The sequence below is a fragment of the Maribacter vaceletii genome (genome assembly GCF_003634105.1).
Taxonomy (GTDB): Bacteria; Bacteroidota; Bacteroidia; order Flavobacteriales; family Flavobacteriaceae; genus Maribacter_B; species Maribacter_B vaceletii.
The window spans coordinates 926,451-939,090 of sequence record NZ_RBIQ01000007.1 but is presented as its reverse complement, the minus strand read 5'-3'; the positions used below and the strand labels follow the sequence as shown (position 1 = coordinate 939,090).

Annotated in this window: 14 protein-coding genes; 12 read left to right on the top strand and 2 right to left on the bottom strand. The window is 32.3% G+C overall.

Annotated features, from left to right (window positions below):
- The first annotated feature begins 2 nt into the window (after positions 1-2).
- A complete protein-coding gene (locus tag CLV91_RS03810; protein ID WP_121064139.1) occupies positions 3-1,295 on the top strand; it encodes an aminopeptidase P N-terminal domain-containing protein in 1,293 nt (430 codons plus the stop codon).
- Positions 1,296-1,346: 51 nt separating this feature from the next.
- Entirely contained in the window at positions 1,347-1,928 is a 582-nt protein-coding gene (gene miaE, locus CLV91_RS03805; protein WP_121064137.1) for a tRNA-(ms[2]io[6]A)-hydroxylase, read from the top strand.
- On the opposite strand, the gene brnQ is transcribed toward miaE, so the two are convergent.
- Positions 1,915-3,192 carry a branched-chain amino acid transport system II carrier protein gene (gene brnQ / locus CLV91_RS03800; protein ID WP_121064135.1) on the bottom strand — a complete coding sequence of 426 codons (1,278 nt, stop codon included), beginning with the start codon at positions 3,190-3,192 and terminating at the stop codon, positions 1,915-1,917. The genes miaE and brnQ overlap by 14 nt on opposite strands.
- Before the next feature lie 337 nt (positions 3,193-3,529).
- Here brnQ and CLV91_RS03795 point away from each other — a divergent pair, with 337 nt between their 5' ends.
- Positions 3,530-3,751 (top strand): hypothetical protein, encoded by a 222-nt coding sequence (locus CLV91_RS03795; RefSeq protein WP_121064133.1) that lies wholly within the window; start codon positions 3,530-3,532, stop codon positions 3,749-3,751.
- Between the two features lies 1 nt (position 3,752).
- Here the strand turns inward: CLV91_RS03795 and thiL are convergent, their stop codons facing one another.
- On the bottom strand, positions 3,753-4,802 hold the full coding sequence (thiL, locus tag CLV91_RS03790) for a thiamine-phosphate kinase (protein ID WP_121064131.1): 1,050 nt from the start codon (positions 4,800-4,802) through the stop codon (positions 3,753-3,755).
- Positions 4,803-4,970: 168 nt separating this feature from the next.
- Here thiL and CLV91_RS03785 point away from each other — a divergent pair, with 168 nt between their 5' ends.
- The 9 genes from CLV91_RS03785 (at position 4,971) to CLV91_RS03745 (ending at position 12,572) form a co-directional block, all read left to right on the top strand.
- Positions 4,971-5,300 carry a HesB/IscA family protein gene (locus CLV91_RS03785; RefSeq protein ID WP_121064129.1) on the top strand — a complete coding sequence of 110 codons (330 nt, stop codon included), beginning with the start codon at positions 4,971-4,973 and terminating at the stop codon, positions 5,298-5,300.
- Positions 5,301-5,309: 9 nt separating this feature from the next.
- Complete coding sequence (gene sufB / locus CLV91_RS03780; RefSeq protein ID WP_121064128.1) at positions 5,310-6,755, top strand: Fe-S cluster assembly protein SufB; 1,446 nt, start codon at positions 5,310-5,312, stop codon at positions 6,753-6,755.
- 19 nt (positions 6,756-6,774) lie between these two features.
- Positions 6,775-7,641 carry an N-acyl homoserine lactonase family protein gene (locus CLV91_RS03775; protein WP_121064127.1) on the top strand — a complete coding sequence of 289 codons (867 nt, stop codon included), beginning with the start codon at positions 6,775-6,777 and terminating at the stop codon, positions 7,639-7,641.
- 6 nt (positions 7,642-7,647) lie between these two features.
- Positions 7,648-8,400, top strand: a complete 753-nt coding sequence (sufC, locus tag CLV91_RS03770) for a Fe-S cluster assembly ATPase SufC (protein WP_121064125.1) — start codon at positions 7,648-7,650, stop codon at positions 8,398-8,400.
- A 70-nt stretch (positions 8,401-8,470) separates the two neighbouring features.
- Complete coding sequence (gene sufD, locus CLV91_RS03765) at positions 8,471-9,787, top strand: Fe-S cluster assembly protein SufD (RefSeq protein ID WP_121064123.1); 1,317 nt, start codon at positions 8,471-8,473, stop codon at positions 9,785-9,787.
- A 214-nt stretch (positions 9,788-10,001) separates the two neighbouring features.
- Positions 10,002-11,216 (top strand): aminotransferase class V-fold PLP-dependent enzyme, encoded by a 1,215-nt coding sequence (locus CLV91_RS03760; RefSeq protein WP_121064121.1) that lies wholly within the window; start codon positions 10,002-10,004, stop codon positions 11,214-11,216.
- Between the two features lie 77 nt (positions 11,217-11,293).
- The gene (locus CLV91_RS03755) at positions 11,294-11,716 is read left to right on the top strand and encodes a SufE family protein (RefSeq protein WP_121064119.1); all 423 of its coding nucleotides are present in this window, start codon (positions 11,294-11,296) and stop codon (positions 11,714-11,716) included.
- Positions 11,717-11,722: 6 nt separating this feature from the next.
- Positions 11,723-12,055, top strand: a complete 333-nt coding sequence (locus CLV91_RS03750) for an iron-sulfur cluster assembly protein (protein WP_121064117.1) — start codon at positions 11,723-11,725, stop codon at positions 12,053-12,055.
- A gap of 10 nt (positions 12,056-12,065) precedes the next feature.
- Positions 12,066-12,572, top strand: a complete 507-nt coding sequence (locus tag CLV91_RS03745; RefSeq protein WP_121064115.1) for a DUF2480 family protein — start codon at positions 12,066-12,068, stop codon at positions 12,570-12,572.
- The last annotated feature ends 68 nt before the right edge of the window (positions 12,573-12,640 follow it).

Sequence of the window (12,640 nt, the reverse complement as noted above, 5' to 3'; positions counted from 1 at the left end):
GCATGAAATACGAGCAAATATCTAATAAACTATTTATAAAAAACCGCAAAAAATTCATGGCAAAGATGAAACCTAAGAGTATTGCTGTTTTTAACTCTAATGACGTTTATCCTATAAGTGCAGATAGTACTTTACCGTTTGAACAACATAGAGATATTTTCTATTTATCTGGAGCAGATCAAGAAGAAACAATATTAGTGTTGTTTCCTGATGCTTTAAATAAATTGCATAGAGAAGTATTATTTGTTCGTGAAACCAACGCACATATTGCGGTTTGGGAAGGCGAGAAATTAACTAAAGAAAAAGCAACAGAAGTTTCAGGAATACAAACAGTTTATTGGCTTTCAGATTTTGACAAGGTGTTTTTCGATTTAATGACCGAAGCAGATATAATCTATTTTAATACCAACGAACATTATCGTCAAGCGGTAGAAACCCAAACTAGGGAAGATAGGTTCATCCAAAAATGTAAACAACAATTTCCAGCACACTTATATGCAAAAAGTAACCCTATATTACAAGAAATAAGAGGAGTAAAAGAGCCAGAGGAAATTGCTTTAATGCAAACGGCGTGCAATATAACAGAAAAAGGATTTCGTCGTTTATTAGATTTTATTAAGCCAGGTGTTTGGGAATATGAGATAGAAGCAGAGTTGCTACATGAGTTTGTTCGTAACCGTTCTAAAGGATTTGCATATACACCTATTATAGCTGGAGGTAATAATGCCAATGTTTTACATTATATAGAAAACAATCAGCAATGTAAAGATGGCGATTTAATCCTAATGGATGTTGCTGCGGAATACGCCAATTATTCATCAGATTTAACACGTACAATTCCTATAAATGGAAAATTTACTACAAGGCAAAAAGCAGTGTATGAAGCTGTTTTAAGAGTTAAAAATGAAGCAACTGCAATGTTGGTTCCTGGAACTATTTGGGCAGAATACCATAAAGAATGTGGTAAAATAATGACATCTGAGTTATTAGGATTAGGTTTGTTAGATAAGGCCGATGTTCAGAGTCAAGATGTAAACTGGCCAGCATATAAAAAGTATTTTATGCATGGAACCAGTCATCATATAGGGTTAAATACTCACGATTATGGGGCGTTAAAAACCCCTATGAAAGCTAATATGGTATTTACGGTAGAGCCAGGTATTTATATTCCGGAAGAAAAAATGGGTATTCGTATTGAGGATGATGTGGTTATTCAAGAAAAAGGAGCGCCTTTTAATCTTATGGCAAATATTCCTATAGAGGTTAATGAGATAGAGACTTTAATGAATAGTTAATTCGTTACAATAAACTCATTTAGATTAGAAAACAGTTTTAAAGTTATAATTATGCTTGGTTTAAAATTAGCAACAGACCCACGTTGGGCAAACTTAGTGGAAAGTAATATTGAAGAAATATTAACAGACCATGCGTGGTGCGAGCAAAAAGCAGCAACCAATGCAATTACTATTATTTCTTTAAATTCTGAACACGAAGATTTAGTAACAGACTTATTAGCGTTGGCGCAAGAAGAATTAGAGCATTTTCAGATGGTTCATGAAATTATAAAAAAGCGCGGTTATAAATTAGGAAGAGAAAGGAAAGATAGTTACGTAAATGAGCTTTTTAAAGTGCAAATGAAAGGAGGAAGCAGGCAACAAGCTCTTGTAAACAGATTATTGTTTTCTGCTATGATAGAAGCACGTAGTTGTGAACGTTTTAAAGTTCTTTCCGATAATATTAAAGATGAAGAATTATCTACCTTTTATCGTGAGTTAATGATTAGCGAAGCTGGTCATTACAAAACGTTTTTAGGATTTGCCCGCAAATATGGAGAAGGTATTGATGTGGATAAGCAATGGAAAAACCTTTTAGAAAAAGAAGGAGAAATAATTAAAAACTATGGCAAATCAGAATCTATTCATGGGTAGGTTTTGCTAACCAATTAGAAATAATAAAAACAACTAAAGCAGGCAGCACCCAGCCCATACTATATTTTTGTAAGGGTATCCAAGAAAAAATAGTTGGTTTGAGACTAATGAATGGAATGCTATTTATAAAATCTGGAATGCTAAAAAGAATAGTAGCTATAACTACACTTTTAAAAACTATGTTTGAAGCGTATTTTTCTGGAAGATTATTAAGTAAAATTAACACAATAGTAATAGGATAAATAAACATAAGAGCTGGCAAAGCTATTGCTATAATATACCCTACATTAAATTGCCCTATTACTATTCCTAAAAGACATCCTATAATTGCTGTAATAATATATGCTTGACTAGAATTATTGCATCTAGATTTTATAAAATCTGCCGTTCCAGTTACTATTCCTACTGCAGTAGTAAAGCAAGCTAAACTAACTAAAATACTTAAAAATAAGTTCCCAATATTCCCTAAGCTTAGGCTAGATAATCCTGTTAAAAGGGCTGTTCTGCTTATTTCAGAATCAAAAAAATTATGAACCAGCGCCCCAGAAACAGCTAATCCCGTATATATTAAAAATAGAGCTAGCCCTGCTACCCATCCAGCTTTTCTAATTAAAGTTTTTTTAGTTTCATAGCTATCCTCTTTATTTTTTATTTGGATAGAAACTATAATAACACCACCAACAACTACAGCACCAATAGCATCAAAAGTTTGGTAACCTTCTAATATACCATCGGTAAAAGGACTGGTAAAAAGTGTGTTGCCAAAAGAAAAATCAAAAGAAAAAGTTAGTATTCCTATAATTAAAAGTAAAATTAGGATAATAGCAGGAGTTAAAATTTTACCTATTACATTTAAAATTTTAGATCTATTTAGTACAAAAATAAATACCAAGGAAAAATAAATAATACTCGTAGTAAGTGATGTTGAATTAAAGAAAGGCGTAATTGCCATTTCGTGGGTTACCGATGCTGTTCTGGGAGAAGGTAAACTTATAGATATTGCATACACAATAAAAGAATATACTAAGCTAAAGGTAGGAGAAACTTTTTTGCCAAAATCAAAGATAGTGCCTTGTAGTTTTGCATGGGCAAGTATGCCTAATATTGGTATTACTACTGCGGAAATGCAAAAACCAATAGTAACTAAACCCCAAAGATTACCAGATTTAAAACCTAATAAAGGAGGTAAAATTAAATTACCAGCACCAAAGAATAGAGAAAACAGAGCAAAGGCTGTAATTAAAATATCTTTGGTTGTATTCATATAATTTGTAATCTAGGGTAAGATAGTAAAATATGGAGTAAAAAATAGAAAGCAGCTCAACACGTAATCCTTTTCTTTCAACTAGTTAGATATTTGTTTGTTTTTTAGTTAGTTATAATTTTGTGTCTTTTATCGATATAAAAATACAGTTTATCGAATTATTGGTTATTCATCGAAAAAACGAGAATTTTATTTGTTTTTGCCAATAAAAAACAGATATACGCCGTTATCTCTTCACAGTGTTTTAAAAAGTATTATTAACACCATAACCAAAATTAAGAACTTTGTATTTATAGGTCCCCAAATCGCATAAATACACCTAAAAAAAACCTACATTATGAAGAAATACATATGCAGTATTTTTGGACATCACTACGCTGTGTCTAAAAAAGTTACTTCGCACATTAAAGAATACAAATGCATTCATTGCGCTAGAGAGGTTACAACAGATGTTAGTGGAAACTTATCTGCTTTAACTCCAGAATTACAAGACATAAATAACACCTTAGAGGATATTTATCAGAAAAGACACAGAGCTGCTGCACAGCAAGTAGCTTAATCTATGCTTTGGCGAGCGAATTCCAGCCCTGAGCGGTTATTGGAATTTTAGAATTATTCCTGGAGATTAAGAAAGCACCTTCATTCTCTTCTGTCGTATGCCCCACAACAGAAAAGTTAGGATTGCCCTTAATTTTTGGGAATTCTTTTTGGTCTATAGTGAACAATAATTCATAATCTTCTCCACCACTTAAAGCAACCGTAGTACTATCTAAATTAAACTCTTCACAAGTAGAAATTACGGTTGGATCTAACGGAATTTTATCTTCATATAAATTAATACCAACCTTACTGTTTTCGCATAAATGCAAAATTTCAGAGGAAAGGCCGTCACTTATATCTATCATAGAAGTTGGGTGTACACCTAATTCTTTAAGTAATTCCGGAATATCTTTACGAGCTTCAGGTTTTAATTGCCTTTCAACAATATAAGAGTAAGGTTCTAAATCTGGTTGGTTATTAGGGTTTACTTTAAAAACTTCTTTTTCTCTTTCTAAAATTTGTAATCCCATGTAAGCACCACCTAAATCGCCAGTAACAACTAGTAAATCTTTTGGTTTAGCACCGGTACGGTATACTATATCTTCTTCATTAGCTTCGCCAATAGCAGTAATACTAATTAACATGCCTTTGGTAGACGAGGTGGTGTCTCCACCAATTAAATCTACTTTGTATTTATCCGTAGCAGTTTTTATTCCGGCGTATAATTCTTCTAATGCTTCTAAAGGAAATCTATTAGAAACAGCAATAGAAACAGTAATTTGAGTTGCTTTAGCATTCATGGCATAAATATCCGATAGATTTACCATCACAGCTTTGTACCCCAAATGTTTAAGAGGCATGTAACTAAGGTCAAAATGTACATTTTCTACCAATAAATCTGTAGATACAACCACTTTTTTATCTTTAAAATCTAATACAGCGGCATCGTCGCCAATACCTTTTATAGTTGAGGTTTTAGTTATCTTAAAGTTCTTTGTTAAATGGTTTATAAGTCCAAATTCTCCTAAACTTTCTAAAGATGTTCTTTCCTGATTTTTGTCTTCTAACATAATGCAAAAATAAGGATCCTAGAATTAAGAACCATAGTTTCTATGGGGTTAGATGTTGTTGTATAAAGAAAACTTATGTCTATTTGCGTTATATTAATGTAAGTTTATAGCAAAAAATCCTACTTATAACATATATTTGTAAACTATTTAGATTTAATCCAGTTAACTATGATTCAAGTATCGGAAACAGCAAAAAAGAGAGTTGTAGACTTAATGACCGAAGGAGGTTTTGATGCTACCACGGATTATGTACGTGTTGGTGTTAAAAGTGGTGGTTGTAGCGGGTTGTCCTATGAGTTAGATTTTGATAAAAATATAGGAGAATCTGATAAGGTTTTTGAAGACAATGCAGTGCGTATTGTTGTTGATAAAAAAAGTTTTTTATACCTAGTTGGCACCACTTTAGAATATTCTGGTGGTCTCAATGGTAAAGGATTTGTGTTTAACAATCCCAATGCCCAAAGAACATGTGGTTGCGGAGAGAGTTTTTCATTATAAAATAAGAAGATGGCATATACAGAAGAGGAATTAAAGAAAGAATTAGAAACCAAAGAATATGAATATGGTTTCTATACAGATATAGAATCAGATACTTTCCCTAAAGGGCTGAATGAAGATATTGTTCGTGCTATTTCTAAAAAGAAAAACGAACCACAATGGATGACCGATTGGCGTTTGGATGCTTTTCGTGTTTGGGAAAGCATGGAAGAGCCAGAATGGGCAAACGTAAATTATGAGAAACCAGATTTTCAGGCAATAAGTTATTATTCTGCTCCAAAAAAAGCAGACCCTAACAAGACGCTAGACGATGTGGATCCAGAGTTATTAGAAATGTATAAAAAACTGGGTATTTCTGTAGATGAACAAAAGAAATTGCAAAATGTTGCGGTAGATATTGTTGTAGATTCTGTTTCTGTAGCAACTACTTTTAAAAAGACATTAGCAGAAAAGGGTATAATTTTTATGCCAATTTCTGAAGCAATACAAGAACATCCAGAATTAGTTAAAAAATATATGGGAACTGTAGTTCCTAAAACAGATAATTTTTATGCAGCTTTAAATTCAGCGGTATTTACAGACGGTTCTTTCTGTTATATTCCAAAAGGTGTAAAATGCCCAATGGAATTATCTACTTATTTCAGAATTAATGAAGGTGGTACAGGGCAATTTGAAAGAACTTTGGTAATTGCCGATGAAAGTAGTTATGTAAGTTATTTAGAAGGTTGTACAGCGCCATCCAGAGATGAAAATCAATTACACGCAGCAGTGGTAGAGCTTATTGCTTTGGACGATGCGGAGATAAAATACTCAACGGTACAAAACTGGTTTCCTGGTAATGCAGAAGGTAAAGGTGGGGTTTATAATTTTGTAACTAAAAGAGCTATTTGCGAAAAGAATGCAAAAGTATCTTGGACACAAGTAGAAACTGGTTCTGCTGTAACATGGAAATATCCTTCTTGTATCTTAAAAGGAGACAATTCTATCGGAGAGTTTTATTCAATTGCTGTTACAAATAATTACCAGCAAGCCGATACTGGAACAAAAATGATTCACCTTGGAAAAAACACCAAGAGTACTATTATTTCTAAAGGTATTTCTGCAGGAAAATCTCAGAATAGTTACCGTGGATTAGTACAAGTAGGTTCTAGAGCAGAAAATGCTAGAAACTTCTCACAGTGCGATTCTTTACTAATGGGTAATGAGTGTGGCGCACATACTTTTCCTTACATAGAAGCAAAAAATAAGAGCGCTCAAATAGAACATGAGGCAACAACTAGTAAAATAGGAGAAGACCAAATTTTCTATTGTAACCAAAGAGGGATTGATACTGAGAAGGCTATTGCACTTATTGTTAATGGTTTTAGTAAAGAGGTGTTGAATAAATTACCAATGGAATTTGCAGTAGAAGCTCAAAAATTATTAGAGATTAGTTTAGAAGGTTCTGTAGGATAATTCTATAAGTAGGTTGAAAATGAAAAAGATACTAACAGTTGTATTTACTATTTCACTTTTTGTTGCTTGTAAAGAAGCCCCTAAAAAAGTAGAAGAAAGCGTAGCTGAAGAGGTAAAAAAACCTGAGGTTAAACTTTATACTTTTAATGGCGGAACAGTGCTGGTAAATAATTTAGAGATATTTTCCCAGGATACTACCTATCACGGACAATCTAAAGAATTTGCGGATGCTTTTTATGTAATACAACACCCTAAAGGAAATTTAATTTGGGATACAGGTTTACCAGAAGGTTTGGTAGGTTCAGCAGAACCATTTACTTCTCCAGATGGTAATTTTACAGTTTCTAGGAAAGATTCTATAGCTAACCAATTAAAAAGTATTGGATTAACCCCAGCTGATTTTAAATACATTGCTTTATCACATACACATTTTGATCATACTGGGAATGCCAATGTTTTTAAAGATGCAACATGGTTAGTACAAGAAGTAGAACATAGTTTTATTACAAGTGAGGAATCACAAAAAACAGATAATTTTAAAGCAATAAAAGAGCTAACAAACGTTAAAAAGTTGAATGGAGATTTTGATGTTTTTAATGATGGAAGCGTAGTTATAAAATCTATGCCAGGTCATACACCAGGACATCAAGTTTTGTTTATAGATTTAGCAGAACATGGGCCAGTATTATTATCTGGAGATTTATATCATTTATACGAAAATAGAATACATAAAAGAGTACCAAGTTTTAATTTTGATGTAGAGCAAACACTAGCAAGTATGGAAGCTTTTGAAGCTTTTGTAAAAGAAAAAAATGCAAAAGTTTATATTCAGCATCAAAAAGACGATTATAATAAAATGCCTAAGGCACCAGAATATTTAAAGTAGAAGACAATGTTAAAAATTAATAATCTACATGCACAAGTAGAAGACAAGGAGATTTTAAAAGGAATTAATTTGGAGATGAAAGCGGGTGAGGTTCATGCAATAATGGGCCCTAATGGTTCTGGAAAAAGCACCTTGGCATCTGTAATAGCTGGAAAAGAAAATTTTGAAGTTACCGATGGTTCTGTGGAATTAGAAGGAGAAGATTTAGAAGATATTTCTCCGGAAGAAAGAGCACACAAAGGAGTATTTTTGTCTTTTCAATATCCTGTAGAAATTCCTGGAGTTTCTGTAACTAACTTTATGAAAACGGCAATTAACGAGTCTAGAAAAGCAAAGGGATTAGAAGAAATGCCTGCAAAAGACATGTTAAAGCTAATTAGAGAAAAGTCGGAGCTTTTAGAAATAGACCGTAAATTCTTATCACGTTCTTTAAACGAAGGTTTTTCAGGTGGTGAGAAAAAGCGTAATGAGATTTTCCAGATGGCAATGTTAGAACCAAAACTTGCTATTTTAGATGAAACTGATTCTGGATTAGATATCGATGCTTTACGTATTGTAGCTAACGGAGTTAATAAACTTAAGAGTAAAGACAACGCTGTATTGGTAATTACACACTACCAACGTTTGTTAGATTATATAGTGCCAGATTTTGTACACGTTTTACATAATGGAAAAATAGTAAAATCTGGAGGAAAAGAACTCGCTCTAGAGTTAGAAGAAAAAGGATACGATTGGCTTAAAAATGAAGCTACAGTTTAATTAGTACAGAGTAAAAAGTAATTAGTATAAAGAGCTAATTACTTAATACTAATTACTTAATACTTAAAAAATGGAATTAAAAGATAAACTAGTTTCTTCCTTTATGGCATTTGAGAATAATGTGGATGTAGAGCATTCAGTTCACGATATTCGTACCGAAGCTATTAAGAATTTTGAAACCAAAGGTTTTCCAACTAAAAAAGAAGAAGCGTGGAAATACACTTCTTTAAATAGTTTACGTAAAATAGATTTTAGTCTTTTTCCAAAGACAGAAAATACGATAGAGTATAAAGATGTAAAAAAATACTTTTTACATGAGATAGATACGTATAAAATTGTTTTTGTTGATGGGGTTTATAGCTCTTATTTATCAGAGACTACGCATGATGGTGTAGATATTTGTTTAATGAGTGCAGCTTTAACTAAAGAAATGTATAAGCCAGTTATAGATGTTTACTTTAATAAAGTAGCATCTAAGGACGAGTCTTTAACTACATTAAACACAGCATTTAGTAGAGAAGGAGCATATATTTATATTCCTAAAAATAAAATGCCTAAAAAGCCTATTGAGATTTTACATTTTGCTACAGGCAATGAGGCTTCTTTAATGTTGCAACCAAGAAATTTAGTGGTTGTAGAGGAAAATGCTGAAGTACAAATTATAGAAAGGCACCAGAGTTTAACAAGCAATAATGTATTAACAAATGCAGTAACTGAAGTTTTTGCAGCAGATAATGCTATTGTAGATATATATAAAGTGCAAAATGATTCTGCTAGCGCATCATTAATAGATAATACATATATAGATCAAAAAAATAAGAGTGTTGTTAAGGTGCATACCTTTTCTTTTGGTGGTAAATTAACGCGTAATAACCTTAACTTTTATCAGAATGGAGAATATATAGACTCTATTATGAAAGGAGTAACAATTTTAGGGGAAAAGCAGCACGTAGATCACCATACTTTGGTACACCATATAGAGCCAAATTGTGAAAGTCACCAAGACTATAAGGGTATTTATGGAGAGAGTTCTACAGGAGTATTCAATGGAAAAATTATAGTAGATAAAATTGCACAGAAAACAAACGCTTTTCAGCAAAATAATAATATTCTTATTAGTGATAAAGCAACTATAAATACCAAGCCACAATTAGAGATTTTTGCAGATGATGTAAAATGTTCTCACGGATGTACTATTGGTCAGTTAGATGAAGATGCTTTGTTCTATTTACAATCTAGAGGTATTCCATTAAAAGAAGCTAGAGCTTTGTTAATGTATGCCTTTGCTAATAATGTTTTAGAAAGTGTACGCATACCTGAACTTAAAGTAAGGATTAATAAATTAATAGCCAATAAGTTAGGTGTTAATTTAGGGTTTGATTTGTAGAAGGCTAAAGATTTCTTTTTAACAAGAAATTATCTTAAAAGCATAAAAATATTTAACGACACTTTAATAGTGTCGTTTTTTATATAAAATTGCGTACAGAATCTTTATATATATTTTTAAATTATTAGCAGCGTATGCTATTTTTTAAGGTTTATATTAGAATGTACTTTTCTTTATAGACTAGTGATTATCTTTGCAACTTAGCAGAAGTATTATGATAGATATTACCAAAATTCGCAAAGACTTTCCAATACTAAACCGAGAGGTTAACGGAAAACCATTAGTATATTTTGATAATGCAGCAACATCCCAAACACCTCAACAGGTTATAGATGTTATTGTAGATTATTATAGCTCTTACAATGCTAATATTCATCGTGGTGTACATGCTCTATCGCAAGAAGCTACAGATAAGTATGAGCAAGCTCGTATAACTATTCAAAAACATTTTAATATAGCAAAATCACACGAAGTAATTTTTACTTCAGGTACTACGCATAGTATTAATATGGTGGCCAATGGTTTTGGTGCCTTTTTATCTGCTGGCGATGAAATTATTGTATCCGCCTTAGAGCATCATTCTAATATAGTTCCATGGCAAATGCTTTGTGAACGTACAGGAGCAGTTCTTAAAGTTATTCCAATGAACTTGGAGGGTGAGTTGGTAATTGACACCTATAAAGAGTTATTATCAAACAAAACAAAATTAGTTTTCTGTAACCATGTATCTAATGCATTAGGAACAGTAAACCCTGTTGAAATAATAATAAAAGAAGCGCATAAAGTAGGTGCTGCTGTTTTAATAGATGGCGCACAGGCTGCACCACATATAAAAGCAGATATGCAAGCTTTAGATGTAGATTTTTATACCGTTTCTGCGCATAAAGTTTGTGGCCCAACAGGAGCAGGTATGCTTTATGGTAAAGAGGAGTGGTTAAAAAAATTACCACCATACCAAGGAGGTGGAGAAATGATTGCAGAGGTTACTTTTGAAAAAACTACCTACGCAAATTTACCTCATAAGTTTGAGGCCGGTACACCTAATATTTGTGGCGGTATTGCTTTTGCTGCAGCATTAGACTATATGAATGCTATAGGCTTTAAAGATATTGCTACATACGAGGAAGAACTTCTGGAATATGCAACAGAAAAATTGTTAACTATAGACGGACTTAAAATTTACGGGACATCAACAAATAAAACGGCAGTAATTTCTTTTAATATAGAAGGCTTGCACCCGTATGATATTGGTTCTATTCTAGATAAATTAGGAATTGCTGTGCGTACAGGACACCATTGTGCACAACCAATCATGGATTTTTATAAAATTCCAGGAACCGTAAGAGCTAGCTTTAGTTTTTATAACACAAAAGAAGAAATAGATGTAATGGTTGCAGGTGTAGAAAGAGCACGTAATATGCTAATGTAAAAGAAGGAATAGTTATCATTTTCCTAAAGGTTTGAATCCCAAAGAATCCTATCGTACTTTTGTAAAAAATAGTAGGTATGACAATTGATAAAATCCAAGAAGAAATTATAGACGAGTTCTCCATGTTTGATGATTGGATGCAACGCTATGAATATATGATAGACTTGGGAAAATCTTTGCCTTTAATTGAAGAGGAATTTAAGACTAATGATTATATAATTAAAGGTTGTCAAAGTAAAGTATGGGTACATGCTAAGCTACAAGAAGATAAATTGGTTTTTACAGCAGATAGTGATGCCATTATTACCAAAGGAATAATTGCAATATTAATACGTGCATTTAGCAATCAAAAACCACAAGATATTATAGATGCAAACACCAATTTTATTGATGAAATTGGATTAAAAGAACATTTGTCTCCTACCAGAGCAAATGGATTAGTTAGTATGATTAAACAGATAAAACTATACGCTGTAGCATACCAAACACAACTAAAATAGAATATTATGAGCGAAACGGCAGACAATATAGAAACAAAGGACTTAGGAGAAAAAATAGTTAATGTATTAAAAACTATATATGACCCAGAAATTCCTGTAGACATTTATGAATTAGGGTTAATTTATGATGTTTTTGTAAATGAAGATAATGAGGTTAAAATTTTAATGACTTTAACATCACCAAATTGCCCTGTGGCAGAATCTTTACCAGTAGAAATAGAAGAAAAAGTGAAATCTATAGATGAAGTTAAAGGAGCTATTGTAGAAATTACTTTTGATCCACCTTGGACACAAGATCTAATGAGCGAAGAGGCAAAATTAGAAATCGGATTACTTTAATTTTCTGAAAATGGAAAATGAAATAGTAAATAGAGTATCTCAAAGTAAACTAATGACACTAGACCTAGAGGAGTATTATCCAGAAGGTAAAAGAGAAGTGTTAGATGTGAGTTCTTGGCTTTACAAAGGCTTAATCCTTAAAGAAAAAGAGTTTAGAGCAAGCTTAGACACTTATAATTGGGAAAACTATAAAGATGCTTATGTAGCTGTTACTTGTAGTACAGATGCAATAATACCCGGTTGGGCATATATGTTAATTGCAACAAAATTAGAACCATATGTTAAAATGGTTTTTAATGGAAATTTAAATGAGTTAGATACGGTTTTGTATAAAACAATTATCTCTAATTTAGATGTAACCCCTTATAAAGATGCACCTGTTATTATAAAGGGGTGCAGTAATAAACCTGTACCTACAAATGCCTATTTGTGGGCAACTTTAAAACTACAAAAAGTTGCTAAAAGTGTTATGTATGGCGAAGCTTGTTCTTCGGTTCCTCTTTTTAAGAAGAAATAATTTGTTATTAAATAAGTGACATTTGTTACTTTTGCGTTTCTAAATTAAAAAACACTAAACATTACAAT

What these genes read in the sequence shown, in the direction of transcription:
- CLV91_RS03810 (WP_121064139.1), top strand. Translation starts at nt 3, where the DNA reads ATGAAATACGAGCAAATATCTAATAAACTATTTATAAAAAACCGCAAA.
- miaE (WP_121064137.1), top strand. Translation starts at nt 1,347, where the DNA reads ATGCTTGGTTTAAAATTAGCAACAGACCCACGTTGGGCAAACTTAGTG.
- brnQ (WP_121064135.1), bottom strand. Translation starts at nt 3,192, where the DNA reads ATGAATACAACCAAAGATATTTTAATTACAGCCTTTGCTCTGTTTTCT.
- CLV91_RS03795 (WP_121064133.1), top strand. Translation starts at nt 3,530, where the DNA reads ATGAAGAAATACATATGCAGTATTTTTGGACATCACTACGCTGTGTCT.
- thiL (WP_121064131.1), bottom strand. Translation starts at nt 4,802, where the DNA reads ATGTTAGAAGACAAAAATCAGGAAAGAACATCTTTAGAAAGTTTAGGA.
- CLV91_RS03785 (WP_121064129.1), top strand. Translation starts at nt 4,971, where the DNA reads ATGATTCAAGTATCGGAAACAGCAAAAAAGAGAGTTGTAGACTTAATG.
- sufB (WP_121064128.1), top strand. Translation starts at nt 5,310, where the DNA reads ATGGCATATACAGAAGAGGAATTAAAGAAAGAATTAGAAACCAAAGAA.
- CLV91_RS03775 (WP_121064127.1), top strand. Translation starts at nt 6,775, where the DNA reads ATGAAAAAGATACTAACAGTTGTATTTACTATTTCACTTTTTGTTGCT.
- sufC (WP_121064125.1), top strand. Translation starts at nt 7,648, where the DNA reads ATGTTAAAAATTAATAATCTACATGCACAAGTAGAAGACAAGGAGATT.
- sufD (WP_121064123.1), top strand. Translation starts at nt 8,471, where the DNA reads ATGGAATTAAAAGATAAACTAGTTTCTTCCTTTATGGCATTTGAGAAT.
- CLV91_RS03760 (WP_121064121.1), top strand. Translation starts at nt 10,002, where the DNA reads ATGATAGATATTACCAAAATTCGCAAAGACTTTCCAATACTAAACCGA.
- CLV91_RS03755 (WP_121064119.1), top strand. Translation starts at nt 11,294, where the DNA reads ATGACAATTGATAAAATCCAAGAAGAAATTATAGACGAGTTCTCCATG.
- CLV91_RS03750 (WP_121064117.1), top strand. Translation starts at nt 11,723, where the DNA reads ATGAGCGAAACGGCAGACAATATAGAAACAAAGGACTTAGGAGAAAAA.
- CLV91_RS03745 (WP_121064115.1), top strand. Translation starts at nt 12,066, where the DNA reads ATGGAAAATGAAATAGTAAATAGAGTATCTCAAAGTAAACTAATGACA.